16 protein-coding genes and 1 tRNA gene are annotated in these 18227 nt (G+C 64.8%); 6 read left to right on the plus strand and 11 right to left on the minus strand.

All coding sequences use genetic code 11. From position 1 onward, the window contains the following. Positions 1–1366, minus strand: a 1366-nt coding sequence (locus JWN03_RS04005; protein WP_297609838.1) for a wax ester/triacylglycerol synthase domain-containing protein, incomplete at its 3' end; no start/stop codon positions are given. 98 nt (positions 1367–1464) lie between these two features. Between JWN03_RS04005 and qcrB the strand changes: the two genes are divergently transcribed. Then, a complete protein-coding gene (gene qcrB / locus JWN03_RS04010; RefSeq protein ID WP_297609841.1) occupies positions 1465–3087 on the plus strand; it encodes a cytochrome bc1 complex cytochrome b subunit in 1623 nt (540 codons plus the stop codon). Positions 3088–3186: 99 nt separating this feature from the next. Here qcrB and JWN03_RS04015 read toward each other — a convergent pair whose 3' ends face one another. Beyond that, the gene (locus JWN03_RS04015) at positions 3187–3396 is read right to left on the minus strand and encodes a DUF397 domain-containing protein (RefSeq protein ID WP_297609843.1); all 210 of its coding nucleotides are present in this window, start codon (positions 3394–3396) and stop codon (positions 3187–3189) included. A 393-nt stretch (positions 3397–3789) separates the two neighbouring features. Between JWN03_RS04015 and JWN03_RS04020 the strand changes: the two genes are divergently transcribed. From JWN03_RS04020 to JWN03_RS04030, 3 genes are all read left to right on the plus strand, one after another. Beyond that, complete coding sequence (locus JWN03_RS04020) at positions 3790–4284, plus strand: DUF309 domain-containing protein (RefSeq protein ID WP_297609845.1); 495 nt, start codon at positions 3790–3792, stop codon at positions 4282–4284. 106 nt (positions 4285–4390) lie between these two features. Next, positions 4391–5305, plus strand: a complete 915-nt coding sequence (gene gluQRS / locus JWN03_RS04025; protein WP_297609848.1) for a tRNA glutamyl-Q(34) synthetase GluQRS — start codon at positions 4391–4393, stop codon at positions 5303–5305. Positions 5306–5356: 51 nt separating this feature from the next. Beyond that, positions 5357–6139 (plus strand): RDD family protein, encoded by a 783-nt coding sequence (locus JWN03_RS04030; protein WP_297609850.1) that lies wholly within the window; start codon positions 5357–5359, stop codon positions 6137–6139. 100 nt (positions 6140–6239) lie between these two features. Here the strand turns inward: JWN03_RS04030 and JWN03_RS04035 are convergent, their stop codons facing one another. Next, positions 6240–6830 (minus strand): DUF4190 domain-containing protein, encoded by a 591-nt coding sequence (locus JWN03_RS04035; protein ID WP_297609853.1) that lies wholly within the window; start codon positions 6828–6830, stop codon positions 6240–6242. A 63-nt stretch (positions 6831–6893) separates the two neighbouring features. Between JWN03_RS04035 and JWN03_RS04040 the strand changes: the two genes are divergently transcribed. Continuing rightward, entirely contained in the window at positions 6894–7664 is a 771-nt protein-coding gene (locus tag JWN03_RS04040; RefSeq protein WP_297609856.1) for a queuosine precursor transporter, read from the plus strand. Positions 7665–7712: 48 nt separating this feature from the next. Here the strand turns inward: JWN03_RS04040 and tgt are convergent, their stop codons facing one another. The 5 genes from tgt to JWN03_RS04065 form a co-directional block, all read right to left on the minus strand. After that, on the minus strand, positions 7713–8963 hold the full coding sequence (tgt, locus tag JWN03_RS04045; protein ID WP_297609859.1) for a tRNA guanosine(34) transglycosylase Tgt: 1251 nt from the start codon (positions 8961–8963) through the stop codon (positions 7713–7715). A gap of 167 nt (positions 8964–9130) precedes the next feature. Continuing rightward, on the minus strand, positions 9131–11071 hold the full coding sequence (locus JWN03_RS04050) for an ABC transporter ATP-binding protein (RefSeq protein WP_297609862.1): 1941 nt from the start codon (positions 11069–11071) through the stop codon (positions 9131–9133). A gap of 70 nt (positions 11072–11141) precedes the next feature. Beyond that, positions 11142–12875 carry an ABC transporter ATP-binding protein gene (locus tag JWN03_RS04055; RefSeq protein WP_297609865.1) on the minus strand — a complete coding sequence of 578 codons (1734 nt, stop codon included), beginning with the start codon at positions 12873–12875 and terminating at the stop codon, positions 11142–11144. A gap of 110 nt (positions 12876–12985) precedes the next feature. Then, positions 12986–13495 (minus strand): RrF2 family transcriptional regulator, encoded by a 510-nt coding sequence (locus JWN03_RS04060; protein WP_297609868.1) that lies wholly within the window; start codon positions 13493–13495, stop codon positions 12986–12988. A 166-nt stretch (positions 13496–13661) separates the two neighbouring features. After that, complete coding sequence (locus JWN03_RS04065) at positions 13662–14249, minus strand: TetR/AcrR family transcriptional regulator (protein ID WP_297609871.1); 588 nt, start codon at positions 14247–14249, stop codon at positions 13662–13664. Positions 14250–14473: 224 nt separating this feature from the next. Here JWN03_RS04065 and JWN03_RS04070 point away from each other — a divergent pair, with 224 nt between their 5' ends. Next, positions 14474–16804, plus strand: a complete 2331-nt coding sequence (locus tag JWN03_RS04070) for an MMPL family transporter (RefSeq protein WP_297609874.1) — start codon at positions 14474–14476, stop codon at positions 16802–16804. A 110-nt stretch (positions 16805–16914) separates the two neighbouring features. On the opposite strand, the gene JWN03_RS04075 is transcribed toward JWN03_RS04070, so the two are convergent. From JWN03_RS04075 to JWN03_RS04085, 3 genes are all read right to left on the minus strand, one after another. Continuing rightward, positions 16915–17002, minus strand: a tRNA-Ser gene (locus tag JWN03_RS04075). Positions 17003–17056: 54 nt separating this feature from the next. Continuing rightward, positions 17057–17494, minus strand: coding sequence for a nucleoside deaminase (locus JWN03_RS04080; RefSeq protein ID WP_297609878.1), 438 nt, complete (start codon positions 17492–17494; stop codon positions 17057–17059). A 140-nt stretch (positions 17495–17634) separates the two neighbouring features. Beyond that, the gene (locus JWN03_RS04085) at positions 17635–18174 is read right to left on the minus strand and encodes a tRNA adenosine deaminase-associated protein (RefSeq protein WP_297609877.1); all 540 of its coding nucleotides are present in this window, start codon (positions 18172–18174) and stop codon (positions 17635–17637) included. Positions 18175–18227 lie beyond the last annotated feature (53 nt).

The following is an 18227-nucleotide window of genomic DNA, read 5'->3' on the forward strand; positions in this document are numbered from 1 at the left end:
ACAGCGCCTTGTTCAGCATTTCGGCGTATTGGTCGAGGTCGGGCAGCACCGCCGGGTCGGCGTGCACCGAGACGGTGACGGTGTCGCCCAGGCCGTGCACGCCGTGTGTCAGATGCATGACCGAGCCGAGCCCCGGGAAGCCCGAGGTGAAGCGCACCACGCCGCCGCCGAACGACAGGTCGGCCGGGCCGCGATGGACGCTGGACAACACCGTGTGACCCGAAACTCGTTCGGGGAGATGCTCGATCGGGTAGTGAGTCACGTCACCGTGCAGTAGCCGGGCGGGCATGGCGTCGGCTACCCGCGAGCGAGCCTCCTGCAGTGGATGTACCGCGCGCTCCCGCCGTATTGCCAGCTCGGCCGCGATGAGAGTGGCGCGGCGCGGCAACGCGGGTTCGTGCACCGCCAGATCCACCGAGAGATCGCAGTAGCTGTTGCGGGTCTTGCCCGCCCCGGCAACCGCCATCGGAATCTGGGCCAGCAGCGGCTCGGCCGTCTCCTCGGTGGGCTCACCGCGCTGCGCCAGATAGCGCTGCAGGGCAAGCGAGATCGCGGTCGCGGCCACCACCGTCACAGTATGGCCGGGGACCCGGAGCGCCTCGGCATCGTGGACGAGCACACGCACCGCGTGTGCGCTCGGGGACGAGCCGCCACCGTTCAGCAGATTCGGCGGTGCGCCGGGCGCGGGCGGCGGTACCGCACCGGTCGCGGCGAGCTCGGCCAGCCGCTGTTCCGCCCGATGCGCGGCCAGCCCGCGGATCACGGTGCGCGCCATATCGATCGGCAGGGCCGGCAGCGCCGCGGCGGCTGCCATCCAGCCTGCCGCTCCGGTCCCCGTACGGAGGATCTCGGCGAAACTGCGGTCGCGTGGCGGTGCGGGCTCGGTGCCCGCCGGTTGAGTGAACAGGCACCGGGCGAGGGCTGCGGCACGGCGGCCGTCGGCCAGCGCGTGTGAAAGCTGCAGGACCACTACGAGAGCGGGCTCGCCGGGCGCGAAGCCCGGTGCGCCGGTGATGCCCCGGAAGATGTGCACGCGCCAGGGACGGTGCGCGGCACGGACTCCGGTGCCCAGCAGGTCGCCCAGGGCGCTCGTGACGTCCGTCCAGGTGGCATCCGGCAACTCGTGGTCGATGAACTGGTCGGTTATGAATTCGCAATCCACCCAAATCGGATACGCAATGTTTGCAGGAGTGTCCAGCACGTGTACCAGCAAATCCGGAATGCGAGCGACCCGAGCGGCCAGTTCCGCCCGGAGGCGAGCCACGGACCTGCCCGTGTCCGCGAAGCAGTAGAGCAGGAAGAGGTCGTTGCGGGTGCGGGCGGACAACCAATACATGGTGGCGTCCCGGGGCGCCAGGGAATTCACTCCCGGAGCCTATCGAAAGCCGCTACAGGCCAACCCCTCTGGGTGCTACCGTGTGTAGTAGAAGCCTTACCATCTCTTCCGGGGGCGGGTGACCGCAAATGGCAACTCGTAATCGTCTGGCCGAACAAGCCGATTCTGCGGATGAGCGGTATCAAGCCGCGGCATTCCTCAAAAGGTCTATCAACAAAGTCTTTCCGACCCATTGGTCGTTCCTGCTCGGCGAAATCGCGCTCTACAGCTTCATCATTCTGCTGCTGTCCGGCGTGTATTTGACCTTGTACTTCGACCCGTCCATGAAGGATGTGGTCTACAACGGGGACTATCAGCCGCTGCGCGGCGTCACCATGTCGCGCGCCTACGAATCAGCGCTCGGCATCTCCTTCGACGTCCGCGGCGGACTGTTCGTGCGGCAGGTACATCATTGGGCCGCACTGCTTTTCAGCGCCTCCATGATCATCCACCTGTGCCGCGTCTTCTTCACCGGAGCCTTCCGCAAACCCCGCGAGGCCAACTGGGTGATCGGCTCGGTCCTGCTGATCCTGGCCATGTTCGAAGGCTTCTTCGGGTACTCGCTGCCCGACGATCTGCTCTCGGGCACCGGGCTGCGGGCCGCCTTCGCGGGCATCACCATGAGCGCGCCCGTCATCGGCACCTGGCTGCAGTGGCTCATGTTCGGCGGCGACTTCCCCGGCACCGTCATCATTCCGCGCCTCTATATCGCGCACGTGCTGCTGATCCCCGGAATCATGCTGGCGCTCATCGCCGCTCATATCGCCCTGGTCTGGTACCAGAAGCACACGCAGTATCCGGGGCCCGGGCGCAGTGAGCGCAATGTGGTCGGCACCCGCATCGTGCCGGTGTTCTCCCTGGACCAGGGTGCGTTCTTCGCCTTCACACTCGCGGTGCTGGCCCTCATGGGCGGGCTGCTGCAGATCAATCCGATCTGGAATCTGGGGCCCTACAACCCCTCCCAGGTCTCCGCCGGCACCCAGCCGGACTTCTACATGATGTGGACCGACGGCTTCCTGCGGCTCTTCCCGGCCTGGGAGCTGCATCTGTTCGGCCATATGGTGCCCGGCGCGTTCTCCGTCGCGCTGGCCATGCCGATCATCTTCGGCCTGCTCATCGGCTATCCGTGGATCGAGAAACGCCTCACCGGCGATCGCGCCCGGCACAATCTGCTGCAGCGACCGCGAGATGTGCCGGTGCGCACCGCGATCGGCGCCATGTCACTGGTCTTCTATCTGGTGCTCACGCTGGCCTGCGTCAATGACATCATCGCGCTGAACTTCCACATCTCGCTCAATGCCACCACGTGGATCTTCCGCATCGGGCTGCTGATCATGCCGCCGCTGGCCTATCTCGCCGCCTACCGGCTCTGTCTGGGCCTGCAGCGGGGCGACCGCGCGGTGCTCGAGCACGGCATCGAAACCGGTGTGGTGCGGCGACTTCCGCACGGTGAATACATCGAGCTGCACCAACCGCTCGGACCGGTGGACGCGCACGGACATCCGGTTCCGCTCGAGTACCAGGGTGCGACGGTGCCGCGGAAGATGAACCAGCTCGGCATTGCCGGGCGGCCGGGCACCGGCAGCTTCTTCCGTGCCGATCCAGCGGAGGAGCGCGATCAGAACGCGACCGTCGAGCGCGAGGCCGAGCATGCGCAACTGGCGGTACTGCGGCGGGCGCAGCACAACGGGAACGGGAGCGAGGACCACTGAACCCGCTGCCGCACAGTGGAGCTGCTGCTGAGGCTTTCTGCGAAAAAGCCCCGAGTCGTCGCGACTCGGGGCTTGTTTTCTCGGTCCAGCCGGCCCTGCTCAGGCCCGCTTGAACTCGCCGTCCGACACACCGGCGAGGAATGCATCCCACTCACCCGGGGTGAAAGCGAGGCTCGGTCCGTGACCGTGTTCCTTGCTGTCGCGAACCCCGACATTGCCATCTACGAGAAAAGCCACCTCTACGCAGTTGCCATTGGGTCCGCTATGTTTGCTCTTGCGCCAGACGGCGCCTGTGTAATCCGCATTCACGGTTCTAGCTCCTTCGTTGCGTCAAGCATGAGATCTTGCTGGCATCGATCTTGGTGGCAATGGGATCCATGGAGATTCGGGAATCCCTTGTACGCCCGAGGTTGCACGCAACCTCTCCGTACAACCTGCTCTCTGCACTTCGCGATGGGAATGCACCCCCGGTGGCTGTTCCCGGGCTAAACCCTAGCAGGGTTCGTCATTAGGAGATCGCATTCTTTCGTTTTCAATCAGCAAATATATGGCAAGGATAGCCAGCTAATTATTAGCCTAAAGATAGCCGCACTCCGAAACGCATGAATGATAAAGATCGCAATAAAGTTGTCGGTTTGTTTGCGGACCGTTTGGCTAACTCCTGGTCGGACGCCGAGCGCGGCATCCGGGATCATGGACTTCATGGCCGACCCCACGCAGGACGAGAGCGCTCGAGACCGCGACGACGACGGGCGGGCGCGGAATGCCCGGCCGCGTGATCGTTTCGGCCGCCCCCTGCCATTCGGCAGCATCGGGACACCACGCATTCCCGATGATCTCCAGCTCGACCCGGGCGAGACCCTCGACTACGCCCAGCGCCTGCTCGACGACGGTCTCCCCTTCAACGCCCACGAGGTATTGGAAGCGGCCTGGAAGCACGGACCGTTCGCCGAGCGGATGCTGTGGCAGGGGCTCGCCCAGTACGCCGTTGGCCTGACCCACATTCAACGCGGAAATTCCAAGGGAGCTCGCACACTTCTGGAACGCGCGATACACCGCCTCACAGCCGCCGGGCCAGCCCCGTACGACATCGACGCCCCCGGTCTCATCACCCGAGCGAACGCCATTCTCGCAGCTCTGGACCAGGAAAAGCCGCTGACGGAGGACGAGCTGCGCCCCCGCCTGCGGCTTCACTGAATTCGCACAGCAACTGCTACTTCGCATCGGTTGTGTGCACCCGCAAGAGTGCGAATGACCGAAAGTGCCGCGAAGTTTGCGAAGGTTGCGCCTAGCATGGACGACCGTGTCCGGATTCGGAAGATTCGCACCCAGCCCCTCAGGTGATCTGCACCTGGGGAATCTCCGCACGGCACTGCTGGCATGGCTGTTCGCACGCTCCACCGGACGCGGCTTCCGGCTGCGGATCGAGGATCTGGATAGAGTGAAACCCGGTGCGGCGGAACGACAGTCGGCAGATCTCGCAGCCCTCGGGCTGGACTGGGAGCCGCCGGTGGTGTGGCAATCACAGCGACTACCGCTGTATGAAGCGGCCATCGCCGAGCTGACCGCCGCCGGGCGCACCTACGAATGCTTCTGCACCCGCAAGGAAATACAGCAGGCGGTCACCGCACCGCACGGACCGATGGGCGCCTACCCGGGCACCTGCCGCGAGCTCACCGACGCCGAGCGCGCAGCACAACGCGCCGCGGGCCGACCAGCGGCATTACGTCTGCGGGCCGACATCACCGAGCTGGTGATCACCGACGAGCTGCTCGGCAGCTACCGCGGCGCCGTCGACGATCTGGTGCTGCGGCGCGGCGACGGCTCACCCGCCTACAACCTGGCCGTCGTAGTGGACGACGCCGACCAGGGCATCGATCAAGTGGTGCGCGGCGACGACCTGCTGGCTTCCACCCCACGTCAGGTCTATCTCGCCACCCTGCTCGGGCTGCCGATACCGCAGTACGCACATGTGCCGCTGGTACTCAATACCGCCGGGCAGCGGCTCGCCAAACGCGACGGAGCGGTCACCCTGCGCGATAGAATCGCACTCGGCGAGACCCCCGACCAGATACTGAATGCTCTCGCAACCTCATTGGGTTATCCCACCGCTACCACAATTGCGCAGCTGCTCACGCAATTTCGCCCCGAACAGCTTCCGCAAGAACCGTGGACACTCGACCCGAACGGCTTGTTGCAACCCAGTTCGGGTCCGTAACGTACGCACTCGACCAGACCCCGAACGAATTCGACGAGGACGGCACAGACAATGACAAGCGGTGGGTACGACCCCAACCAGTATCCGCAGGGCGGCCAGCCGTATGGGCAGCCGTACCCGCAGGGCCAGCAGCAGCCTTATGGCCAGCAGCCCCAGCAGCCGTACGGGCAGCAGCAGCCCCCGTCGGATCCGTACGGACAGCAGCCGCAGCAGCCTTATGGCCAGCAGCCGCCGTCCGATCCCTACGGTCAGCCGCAGCAGCCGGGCTTCGGCCAGCAGCCGCCGCAGTTCGGCCAGTCCGATCCCTACAACCAGCAGCCGCAGTTCGGCCAGCAGCCGGGTTACGGCGGCCAGCAGCCGTACCAGCCGTACGGCCAGCAGCAGCCTCCGGGCTTCGGCGGCGGGGGCGGCGGCTCGCAGCCGGGTGACCTGTGGATCCGCTTCGCGGCCCGCTTCATCGACGGCCTGATCTTCGCCATCGTGGGCGTGATCGTCTACGTCCTGCTGCCCAGCTCGATCGTGCTGGTGTGGGACATTCTGTTGCCGCTCATCACGTTCGGCTACTTCGTCTTCATGGAGACGCAGCAGGGCGGTCAGACCCTCGGCAAGAAGATCCTCGGCCTGCGGGTGCTCGGCGCCGGCGGCGCACCGCTGGACCCGGTCACCTCGGCCAAGCGCAATCTGTTCGTCGCGATCCAGTTCATTCCGTGCCTCGGCACCCTGGTCAGCATCGGCCTGGCGATCTACATCGCGGTCACCATCGAGCAGGACCCGAACAAGCAGGGCTGGCACGACAAGTTCGCCGGCGGCACCCAGGTCATCAAGACCAACTGACGCTGCTTCGAACAATAGAAGCGGGTGCGCCTCCGCACCGGAGGCGCACCCGCTTTGCTTTGTCCGACAGCGAATTCGCTTGCCGCGAAAGCGAATCGGCTCAGGTGGAGGGTGAACTCACGATCCCGCCGATGAACAGCGCCAGGAACAGGATGCTGATCGCGATACCGGCCGCACCGATCCAGATGCCGCCCAGCGCCAGACCGCGGCCCTGCTGACCGGAGTTCTTCACCTGGTTCAGGGCGACCACGCCGAGAATCAGCCCGATCAGGGGGGCGATCGGAAGCAAGAAGCAGAGGAAGGCCAGCGGCACGCCGACGATCGAGACGATCAGTGCGGCAGTGGCCAGGCCATTGGTGCTCGATGGCTGTTGATAACCGTACGGCTGATAGCCGTACGCGGGTTGTCCCGGCGCCTGACCGGGCTGTGGATAACCGCCCGGTGCGGCCGGTGAATAACCCCCGGGACCCGGCTGCGGATATCCGGCGGCCGGATTCGGCTGCGGCGGAGAATAATTCGGATACTGCGGCTGCGGCGGCGGAGTCAGCGGTGATTGCGGCGGATTCGGAGCTGGGGGGTACCGCAACGGTGGCGGCGTCGCCTGCTGCGGCGCGGCGGACGGGGTATCGGACGCGCCGCCCTCACCGCCGTACTGCTTCCACCACTCGTCGGAATCCCCGGGTTGTGTCATAGGTTCAGCCTAAGGCACCCCACCAGCCCATACCCATCCATCATTCCGGGGATACTTCTCCGCGTGAGTGATACGAAAACGGTCGATTCGGACCGATCTGGAAGCCCCGCGCCGGAGCACGCAGCATTCGCTACGGCAGCGGGGGGCTACTACACGCAGGTGGTCGTGATCTTCACGGCGGTTCTGCTGATCTCCAATATCTGCGCCACCAAGGGCGTGCAATTCTTTACCCACAACCACCTGTCCGTCGGCCCGGTCACCATTCTGCCGCTGACTCTGGACGGCGCGTTCTTCCTGTTCCCGCTCGCGTACGTGATCGGCGATATCCTCAGCGAGGTCTACGGTTTCCGCGCCACCCGCCGGGCCGTCTACTACGGCTTCGCCATGTTGGTGCTCATGATCGCCTGCTTCTGGATCGCCATCGAGATGCCCGCCGGCGCGCTCGGCGACAGCACCGACTCGTTCCGCGTCGCGCTCAGCAAGACACCGCAACTGGCGCTCGCCGGAGTGTCCGGATACGTCGTCGGACAGTTCCTCAACTCGGTGACCCTGGTGCTCATCAAGGAGCGCACCAAGGAGAAGCACCTGTGGGCGCGGCTACTCGGCTCCACCGTGGCCGGCGAAATCGGCGACACGCTGGTGTTCTGCTCCATCGCCGCAACGGCCATCGGCATCACCACCTGGGGCGACTACATCAACTACGTGATCGTCGGCTTCGTCTGGAAGACCGGCGTGGAGATGATGATCCTGCCGATCAGCTACCGCTGCATCGCCTTCCTCAAGAAGCGCGAACCCACCTACGCACCGCGTGAGCGCGCGGCGATCTACGAGTAGTACGACGACTTCGGCCGGGATCTACTGCGCTGCTGTGGATCCCGGCCCTCAGACGTCCTCGGGTGCTTTGAGGCGGCCGCGCCACTGGCCGAGGAATTCGGTCTTGTAGTCCTGGAAGTACCCGCCGTCGATGCTCTCGCGAATGCGGTCCACCAGGCGAACGGTGAAGCGCTCGTTGTGAATTGTGCACAGCGTGGAGGCCAGCATCTCCTTGGCCTTGAACAGGTGGTGCAGGTAGGCGCGGGTGTAGTTCGTGCAGGTGTAGCAGTCGCAGTTCTCGTCGATCGGCGTGAAATCGCGTTTGAAGCGCGCGGTATTGATATTGAATCGGCCCGGTTCCACGTAGATGGCGCCATTGCGCGCCACCCGGGACGGGTTCACGCAGTCGAAGGTGTCCGCGCCGTTCTCGATCGCGGTGAACATGTCCTCGGGCTCGCTGATGCCGAGCATATGGCGCGGCTTGTGTTCCGGCAGTTCGTCACAGCACCAGCCGACAATGGTGCCCAGATTGTGCTTCTCCAGTGCGCCGCCGATGCCGTAACCGTCGAATTCCGTTCCGGCACTGCCGCGCAGCACTTCCAGATCGCGACATGCCTTGCGGCGCAGATCTTCATACTGCGCGCCCTGGATGACACCGAACAGCGCCTGGTACGGGCGGTGCGCGCGTTCGACGGTGAGACGTTCGTGTTCGTCGATGCAGCGCTGCGCCCAGCGCCGGGTGCGTTCCAGCGATTCCTCTTGGTAGCCACGGGTATTCATGAGCGTGGTCAGCTCGTCGAAGGCGAACATGATGTCCGCGCCGAGCTGATGCTGAATGCCCATGGACACCTCGGGGGTGAAGCGGCGCTTCGATCCGTCCAGATGCGAGCGGAAGGTGACACCGTCATCGTCCACATGGGCGAGGCGCTCCTTGCCCTTGGCGATCACCTGATCGTTCTGCACGCCCACGGACTCCATGGCGAGCACCTTCTTGAAACCCACACCCAGCGACATGACCTGGAAGCCACCGCTGTCGGTGAAGGTCGGGCCGGGCCAGTTCATGAACTTCGAGAGACCGCCCGCCTCGTCGATGACGTCGGACCCCGGCTGCAGATACAGGTGGTAGGCGTTGGACAGCAGCGCCTGCGAACCCAGTTCCTTCATGGTCTCCGGCAGCACCGCTTTCACGGTCGCCTTGGTGCCGACCGGGATGAACGCCGGTGTGGCGATCTCCCCGTGCGGGGTACTGATCAGCCCGGACCGGCCGTGGTGGCCTTCCAGACGGGTACCGACCTTGAAGGAGAATTCGGGAGCAGACACGCGCTCATCCTCGCACTGTCCCGCCTCCCCGGAACTTTGGCGCACGGCTTGGGTGCCGTTACCGGTCATGCACGCGTGCCGGCGGTTGGGTGCCGAACCGATTTCGGGGGTACCCGGGGAGTTACCCGGACCCCGCGAAATCAGTTGTCACCTTTTACTACCAATTCTCAGGTGCTCAGTGAGACCGATTCCTCGTCGTCATCCTCGATGGCGGCGGCGAATTGCGCCTGGTAGAGGCGGTAGTACGCGCCGCGGTGCGCGAGCAGGCGCTCGTGCGTACCGGTCTCGACGATCTTGCCCTTCTCCATGACCACGATCAGGTCGGCATCGCGGATCGTCGAAAGACGGTGTGCGATAACAAAACTTGTGCGGTCCCGGCGCAGCGCGGCCATGGCGTGCTGCACCAGCAGCTCGGTGCGGGTATCGACCGAGCTGGTGGCCTCGTCCAGGATCAGGATGTGCGGCTTGGCCAGGAAGGCGCGGGCGATGGTGATGAGCTGCTTCTCACCGGCGCTGACGCCGGAGCCCTCCTCATCGATCATGGTCTCGTAGCCGTGCGGCAGCGCGTGCACGAAGCGGTCCACGTACGCGGCCCGCGCGGCGGCGATGATGTCGTCCTCGGAGGCATTCGGATTGCCGTAGGCGATGTTCTCCCGAATGGTGCCGCCGAACAGCCAGGTGTCCTGCAGCACCATGCCGATGCGAGAACGCAGGCGATCTCGCGAGATTCGGGTGATATCCACCTCGTCGATGGTGATCGCGCCGGAATCCACCTCGTAGAAACGCATGAGCAGATTGACCAGCGTGGTCTTGCCCGCACCGGTCGGCCCGACGATCGCCACCACATGCCCGGGCTCCGCGACCAGCGACAGATCGTCGATGATCGGGGTCTCCGGCTCGTAGCGGAAGGACACGTTCTCGAACGCCACCCGCCCGCGATCCAGCGGCCGCGAATCCTCGTCCACCGGATCCGGCACCTGCTCGTCGGCATCGAGAATCTCGAAGATCCGCTCGGCCGAGGCCACACCGGACTGCAGCAGGTTGATCATCGAGCCGATCTGGGTGAGCGGCTGGGTGAAACCACGCGAGTACTGGATGAACGCCTGCACCTCACCGAGGGACAGATTGCCCGATGCCACCCGCAGACCACCGACGACGGCGATCAGCACATAGTTCAGGTTTCCGAGGAACATGATGGCGGGCATGATCAGGCCGGAGATGAATTGCGACTTGAACGAAGCGTTGTAGAGCTTGCCGTTGGTCTCGTCGAAGCGCTCGCCGACCTCGCGCACACGACCGAAGGCGCTCACCACCTCGTGGCCGGTGAAGGCCTCCTCGACCTGGGCATTGACCTCGCCGGTCAGCTTCCACTGATCCACGAAGTGCGGTTTGGAACGCTTGGCGATCTGCGCGGTGACAATGATCGCCAGCGGCACGGTGAGCAGTGCGATCAGCGCCAGCAGCGGCGAGATCCAGAACATCATGATCAGGATGCCGATCACCGACAGCGCCGAAATGAGCAGCTGGCTCATGGTCTGGTTCAGTGACTGCGCCATATTGTCGACGTCATTGGTGACACGGGACAGCACATCACCGCGCGGCGACGAGTCGAAATAGCTCAGCGGCAGGCGGTGGATCTTCTCCTCGATCTCATTGCGCAGCCGCTTGATGGTCCGGTTGATGACCACGTTCAGCAGGAACGCCTGCAGCCAGCCGAATATCGCGGCGCTGATGTAGAGCGCCAGCACAATGGACAGCACCCGGCCGACGGCCGAGAAGTCCACGCCCGTACCGGGAATCACGTTCATGCTGGAGAGCATGTCGGCGAAGGTGGAGTCGCCGCCCGCGCGCAGCTGCTCGACCGCCTGGTCCTTGCTCATGCCCGCGGGCAACTGCTTGCCGACCACGCCGTTGAAGATGAGGTTGGTGGCATTACCGAGAATCTGCGGGCCCAGCGTATTGAGCACCACCGAGGCCACGGCCAGCACGAAAACGATGGATAGGTATAGGCGTTCGGGCGCGAGCCGATGCAGCAGGCGCTTCAGCGACGGGCCGAAGGATTTCGCTTTGGCATCCGGCGCACCGGGATTGACTGCTCCGGGCCTCATCGGACCTCCGCCTGTGTCATGCGGGACACCCGCACCCGGTCAGTGCAATGAAAGGCTTCGCCATCGTATTTCATCGCACTTCCTCAACGCTGAACTGCGACTCGACAATTTCCTTGTACTCGTTACAGTCCTGCAGGAGCTGTTCGTGGGTACCGATACCCGCCATGGCGCCGTCTTCCAGCACCACGATCTGATCGGCCTCGCGGATGGTCGAAATTCGCTGCGCCACAATGATTACCGACGCGTCACGGGTTTCCGGGCGCAGCGCGTCCCGCACCCGCACATCGGTGGAGACGTCGAGCGCCGAGAAGCAGTCGTCGAACAGGTAGATGCGCGGCCTGCGCACCACCGCACGGGCAATGGCCAGCCGCTGTCGCTGACCACCCGACACCGTCGTACCGCCCTGTGCGACAGGGGTTTCCAACCCCTGCCCCATTTCCCGGACGAAGTCGGCGGCCTGCGCTATCTCCAGGGCATGCCACAGTTCCTCATCCGTCGCGTCCGGCTTGCCGTAGCGCAGATTCGAGGCGATGGTGCCGGAGAACAGGTAGCCCTTCTGCGGGACCAGGCCGATCTGATCGCGCAGCAGCTCCAGATCGATATGCCGCACATCGGTACCGCCCACCAGCACCGCGCCATCGGTGACATCGATGAGCCGCGGAATCAGATTGACCAGCGTGGTCTTGCCCGCACCCGTCGCACCGACGATGGCGGTGGTGGTACCGGGCCGCACCTGGAACCGAATCGCCCGCAGCACAGCCTTTTCCGCGCCCGGGAACTTGAATTCCGCGAAGGCGAAATCGACGGTGCCGGGATCACTCTTGAACGGCTGCGGGTGCTGCGGCGGCTGCACCGAGGAGTCCGTTTCCAGCACATCGCCGATGCGCTCGGCCGAGACCGCGGCGCGCGGCGCCATCATGGCCAGGAAGGAGGCCATCATGACCGCCGTCAGAATCTGCATGATGTACGCCAGCATCGCGGTCAGCGAACCGATCTGCAGCGTCCCGTCATTGATCTCGTGACCGCCGAACCAGATCACGCCGACCATGGTCACATTCGAGATGAGCATGACCAGCGGGAACATCATCGCCATATAGCGGCCGACATACAGCGACTGCTCGGTCAGATCCTTGTTGGCGACACCGAAACGCCAGGTCTCCTGCCGCTCGCGCACGAAGGCGCGCACCACGCGGATACCCGTGATCTGTTCGCGCAGAACGCGGTTCACCGCATCGATGCGCGTCTGCATGCGCCGGAAACCGGGCACCATGCGGGTGATGATGAAACCCATCGCCAGCGCCAGTGCCGGCACGGCGATGAGCAGCAGCCAGGACAGGCCCGCGCCCTCACGCAGCGCCATCACAATGCCGCCCACGCACATGATCGGGGCCATCACCAGGATGGTCGCGCTCATGAGCACGAGCAGCTGCACCTGCTGCACGTCATTGGTATTGCGGGTGATCAGCGAGGGTGCGCCGAACACACCGACCTCACGGGCGGAGAAGCCGCCGACCCGGTGCAGCAGGCCCGCGCGCATATCGCGGCCCGCGCCCATGGCCGCCTGCGCGCCCAGATATACGGAGATGGACTGGGCGACGATCTGCACGCCGGTCACGGCGAGCATCATCAGGCCGGTGCTCCAGATGTAGCCGATATCCCCCTTGGTGACGCCGTTGTCGATGATGTCGGCGTTGAGGGTCGGCAGGTAGAGCATGGCGATGACCGAGATCAGCTGAAGCACGACCACCCCCGCCAGCTGCTTGCGGTAGGGCGCCAGGAAGGTGCGCAGAAGTCGAATCAACATGATGTTGGCAGGTTACCGCCAGAGCGGCGGGACCGGCGCGAGCTTTTTCGGCCTCGTCACCGCCCCCCGGAATGACCTGCGGTCCAGGGGCGAAGATGGGCCAGATCACATCAGGGTTGGTCCAGATCCTGCCACTGGGTGGAGACCGGGCCACCGGTGCCGCGGGATCGCCGCGTCCAGGCATCCGGATCGTGCAGCAGCTCGTCCAGGAAGGACGGCAGCAGATCATTGGCGATATCGGCGACCGTCACCCGCTCGAGCACCGCGCGGATATTCACGCGCAGGCCGATCCACACCCGCTGCAGGGGTTCGGCGGCTCCGGCGTATTCCACATCCTCGGGGCGCTGCCCGCGCACCGAGGCGAGCGGACCCTCCACAGCGCGAATCACATCGGCGATGCTGATCTCGCCGGCCGGGCGAGCCAGGCGGTACCCGCCGTCGGGGCCGCGGCGGCTGGTGACCAATTTCCCGCGCCGCAGATCCGCCACCACCGATTCGAGCACCTTCGGCGGAATGTCCTGCGCGCTGGAGATGGCATCGGCCTTCACCGAATCCGATTGCGCCTTCGCGATTTCCACGAGAGTGCGCACCGCGTAATCAACCTTCGCGGTGATGTGCACTGTGCCGCCTCCCCGGAACTTCTGCGCACGGCTCGGGTGCCGTGAACAATCATGCATGCGTGCTTGCGGTCGTGTGCCGAACCGATTCCGGGGGTACCCGACGAGTTACCCGGCCCGCACGAAATCAGTTGGAACCTTCGATAAAGCCCGGTGAAACCGGGCAATACTACCGCCCCGGATTCAGCACGCCCAGTGCAGCATTCAGCAGAACGCTCTCGATCAGCTCTTCGGGGGCGTCGGGCACACTCTCCTTCGACATCAGCGCCGCGCCCAGCACCTGCATGGCGGCGGCCGCGCGCAGTATTTCCTCATCGCTGGCGCCGGGGCCTGCGAGCCAGGTATTCATGCGCCGGCTCAGCTGGATCAGGTCCGGATATCGGTCGCCGAGGGCATTGACGATAGCGACCGTGTCACGCATGCATAGCGTTCCCGCGGCCCGATGGCCCAGAATGGAGCGCAGGTGATCGGTCAGCACCTCGCGCACGGTCTGCGGCGAATGCGGAATTTCGTCGAGGCTCTCCACCGTCGAACGCAGGTCGTCGAACATCGGCTCGATAATTGCTACGAGCAGATCGACCTTCGAGGCATAGTGATAGTAGAGCGAGGCTTTTGTGATTCCCACCGCATCGGCAACCTCGCGTAGGCTGCTCTGTTCAAAGCCTTTGCTGGTAAATAACTGAATCGCGGCGTCTCGGATCGCGTCTTTCGTGCTTCTACCTGCGACAACAGTTCCTGCAGCACCTCGGCCCACCATGGGTCCATCCTCTCACCACGCCTCGCAGCGCGAGTCACGCCGATCAAGTCGAGGTTGTTCCTCCGCTTATTCCCTGGGTAGTCTACCTACCGCACGGTAGGCAGAAGTATGACGTGAAGGCGAGGAGCTGAAAGCTCCCGCGGCAGGGCTGTCTACGCGCTCACACGTACTTGTGGAGTTTCAAAACAACCATCGCCCCGAAGACCATCGCCAGGAGAGTCCTCGTGTCCGTTTACCTCTATCGGTGGGGAAAGTTCGCCTTCCGCCGAAAATGGCTCATTATCGGTGTCTGGCTGATCTCGCTGATTCTCATCGGCGGCGTCGGCGGCTCACTAGCCAAACCCTTCCAGGACAGTTTCACCATGCCCGGGCTGCCGTCCGAGCGGGCGACCGAAATCCTCGACAAACACTTCCCGGGCGCCTCGAACGATTTCGACCCCAATGCGGTCACCGGCACCTACGTGATCGGCGCACCGGCCGGTGAGAAACTCACCGACCCGAAGAACGCGCAGACACTGCAGGCGTTCGTCGACAAGCTCAACGGGCTCGACATCGTCGACAAGTCCGTCCCGGCGGGCGACCCGATCGACCTCACCAAGAAGGTCGGTGACGCGTCCAAGATCGACTGCCTGTCGGCCGACCCGGCCGTGCGCAACTCCCCGGACTTTTCCGGGTCCTGCAGTAGCGCACCGCTGAACGTGCTGAGCAAGACCGCGCCCGATTCGGTCGCCATGGTCAAGGCGAAGTTCAATATCGCCAAGTTCGCGGATATCACCGCCGACAACCGAACCCAGGCGTACGGCATCGGCGATGACGCGCGCGCAGCCGGGTTCACCGTCGAGATGAGCGGTTCCATCGCGCAGGATCCGGGCGGCTCCTCGGGCAGCTCGGAAATGATCGGCATCGCGGTCGCGCTGGTCGTCATGATGGTCGGCTTCGGCGCGGTCGTCGCGGCGTTCGTGCCGATTCTCACCGCGCTCGTCGGTGTGGGCACCGCCATTTCCATCATCATGTTCGGCACCCACTGGCTGACCGTGCCGACCTTCACGCCGGTGCTGGCCTCGATGATCGGTTTGGCGCTGTCCATCGACTACGCCATGTTCATCGTCTCGCGATACAAACATGAACTGACAGTGTCGAATTCGCCGGAAGAGGCGGCGGGCACCGCGGTCGGCACCGCCGGATCCGCGGTCATCTTCGCGGGTCTGACGGTCATCATCGCGCTGGCCGGACTGAGCTTCGTCGGCGTCAGCTTCCTCACTTACATGGGCGTTTTCGGCGCTGTCGCGGCCTTCATGGCCGTGCTGGTGGCCATTACCCTGATGCCCGCGCTCATGGGCGCCTTCGGCCGCTTCCTGTTCAAGCCGAAGCTGCCCGGTGTCGCACGCCACGATCCCGAGGACGAGAACTCCGTCACCAACGGCATGCGCTTCGCCAATCTCATCGGCAAGGCGCCCGCACTGACCCTCGGGATCTCGGTGGTCCTGCTCGGACTGCTGGCCGCACCCGCGGCCGGTATGCAGCTGGGCCTGCCCGGCGGCGATTCCATGCCGAAGGACACCTACCTCTACAAGGCGTACGAACTGCAGACCGCCGGCTTCGGTGAGGGCTCCAACGGCACCCTCATGTTCGCCGTCGATATGAGCAAGACGCCGGCCGATCAGCGCACGGAAGCCCTGAATGCGCTGCGCGCCAAGGTCGCCCACGCCGACGGCATGGACTACCTGACCGTCGCGCAGACCAGCAAGGACGGCGAGGCCGCGCTCTTCACGGGCGTGCCCAAGGCCGGGCCGAACGACAAGGTCACCAAGGACCTGGTCAAGAACGCCCGCAATGCCGAATCGGAATTCAACAACCGCTACGGCATGGAGTACGGCATCACCGGCACGACCGCCATCTACGCCGACGTCTCGGCGGGCCTGCTCAGCAAGATCGTGCCCTACCTGGCGATCGTGGCGGGCGCGGCCTTCCTCCTGCTGGTGCTGGTGTTCCGGTCGATCCTGGTGCCGCTGACCGCCGCGCTGGGCTTCCTGCTCTCCATGGCGGCGACCTTCGGCGCGACGGTGCTCATCTTCCAGGAGGGCAAGTTCGGCCTGGTCGATCCACATCCGCTGGTGTCATTCCTGCCGATCATGTTGATCGGCTTGGTATTCGGTCTCGCCATGGATTACCAGGTCTTCCTGGTGACCCGCATGCGTGAGGAATACGTGCACGGCAAATCCGCCAAGCAGGCCATGATCAGCGGCTACCACCACGGCGCCCGCGTCGTGACCTCCGCCGCCGTCATCATGATCTCGGTCTTCAGCGCCTTCATGCTGGACCCGAACGTGGTGGCCAAGTCCATGGGCTTCGCCATGGCCGCGGGCGTCCTGCTCGACGCCTTCGTGGTCCGCATGGTCCTCATCCCGTCCCTGCTGGTCCTGCTCGGCAAGTGGGCCTGGTGGATCCCCAAGTGGCTCGACCGCATCCTCCCCGATATCGACGTGGAGGGCACCAAGCTCGCAGCCCTGAAGGAATCCGGACCGGTGCTGGACAAGGAACCCGCCGCGGTCTGACCCCGCCACATCATTCGGCCCCCACTCGATTCGAGTGGGGGCTGAATGCGTTCCCGAGTGAGCCAAAGAAAAAGCCCCGCAACAGGTTTCCCAGTTGCGGGGCTTCTCAGCGGTGGCGGAGGGATTTGAACCCTCGGAGGGGGGTTACCCCTCACACGCTTTCGAGGCGTGCTCCTTAGGCCGCTCGGACACGCCACCGCCGGTGACTTTACCGGACCACCTGCCCAATACCGAAATCGGCTGGAGAGGGCCCTACGGGCGCTGGGAACGGAAGAAATTGTCGAGGAGTGCGGCGCATTCGGCTTCGAGGACGCCGCCGCGGACCTGGGGCCGGTGATTGAGACGTCGGTCACGGACCACGTCCCAGAGTGAGCCCACGGCACCGGTTTTCGGCTCCCAGGCGCCGAAGACGAGTTTGCCTACGCGGGACAGGACCAGGGCCCCGGCGCACATGGTGCACGGTTCGAGGGTGACGGCGAGGGTGGCGTTCTCGAGGCGCCAGCCGTCGCCCATGACCTGCGCTGCCGCGCGCAGGGCGAGGACTTCGGCGTGCGCGGTCGGGTCGCCGAGGGCCTCGCGGGCATTGGCGGCGCGGGCCAGTTCGCGGCCGGAGCTGTCGAAGACCACCGCGCCGACGGGGACATCGCGGGGGTCGGCGGTCTGTGCGGCCTCGATGGCCGCGCGGATCATCGCCTCATCGGAAGGCGGTGCCGAGGCCGCGCCGGGAGGCAATGCGGCGGCGACTGCCCCGGACAGCGAGACGGCGCTGCCCGGCCGCGAGGGCCGGTCAGCGCCGGTGGATGCGTTATGACTACTCATCCCGGCCGGGATCAGCGCGGGAGTTTGTCGAGCACCGCCGAGAATTCATTGGCGAAGCCGAGTCGCTGGGCGATCATGCCGAGCTGTTCGTCGGGATAGAGGTCGGTTTCGGCGAGGATGACGCTGAGGACCGGTTCGGGGAGGCCGAGGTCCGAGAGCACGCCCAGGTCACCCTCTTCCCAGGGCTCGACGTCGTCGAGGTCGTCCGGATCGATGTCCGGAATCTCGACGTTCAATTCCTCGAGCACATCGGCGGCGATGTCGTAGTCGACGGCGGCAGTCGCATCCGACAAGAGGATTCTGCTGCCGGTCGGGCCCGGACGGAGGATGATGAAGAACTCGTCGTCGATATCGAGCAGACCGAAAACGGCGCCGGAAGCTCGCAGCTCACGCAATTCGGCCTCGGCCGCGGACAGACTGGACAGTGCCTCCGCACTCAAAGGAGTGCATTTCCAGTCGGCTTCTTCGCGGACAACCGCCACTGCGAACCCTTCCACGTCGTCGTACTCATCCGACGCCGCCCTGTTCGTGCTCGAGCGCTGTGCTGCCATGGGCGCAACGGTAGTCCGCTTCGGGGTAAATGTTGAAGTCGTATGCGAATCTG

The sequence above is a fragment of the Nocardia sp. genome, assembly GCF_025465275.1.
In the GTDB taxonomy this organism is placed as follows: domain Bacteria; phylum Actinomycetota; class Actinomycetes; order Mycobacteriales; family Mycobacteriaceae; genus Nocardia.

Bases quoted from the DNA above. Each gene is read 5' to 3' on its own strand.
- qcrB (WP_297609841.1), top strand. From the start codon at position 1,465: ATGGCAACTCGTAATCGTCTGGCCGAACAAGCCGATTCTGCGGATGAG.
- JWN03_RS04020 (WP_297609845.1), top strand. From the start codon at position 3,790: ATGGCCGACCCCACGCAGGACGAGAGCGCTCGAGACCGCGACGACGAC.
- JWN03_RS04030 (WP_297609850.1), top strand. From the start codon at position 5,357: ATGACAAGCGGTGGGTACGACCCCAACCAGTATCCGCAGGGCGGCCAG.
- JWN03_RS04035 (WP_297609853.1), bottom strand. From the start codon at position 6,830: ATGACACAACCCGGGGATTCCGACGAGTGGTGGAAGCAGTACGGCGGT.
- JWN03_RS04050 (WP_297609862.1), bottom strand. From the start codon at position 11,071: ATGAGGCCCGGAGCAGTCAATCCCGGTGCGCCGGATGCCAAAGCGAAA.
- JWN03_RS04055 (WP_297609865.1), bottom strand. From the start codon at position 12,875: ATGTTGATTCGACTTCTGCGCACCTTCCTGGCGCCCTACCGCAAGCAG.
- JWN03_RS04065 (WP_297609871.1), bottom strand. From the start codon at position 14,249: ATGGTGGGCCGAGGTGCTGCAGGAACTGTTGTCGCAGGTAGAAGCACG.
- JWN03_RS04080 (WP_297609878.1), bottom strand. From the start codon at position 17,494: ATGATCCGCGCGGCCATCGAGGCCGCACAGACCGCCGACCCCCGCGAT.
- JWN03_RS04085 (WP_297609877.1), bottom strand. From the start codon at position 18,174: ATGGCAGCACAGCGCTCGAGCACGAACAGGGCGGCGTCGGATGAGTAC.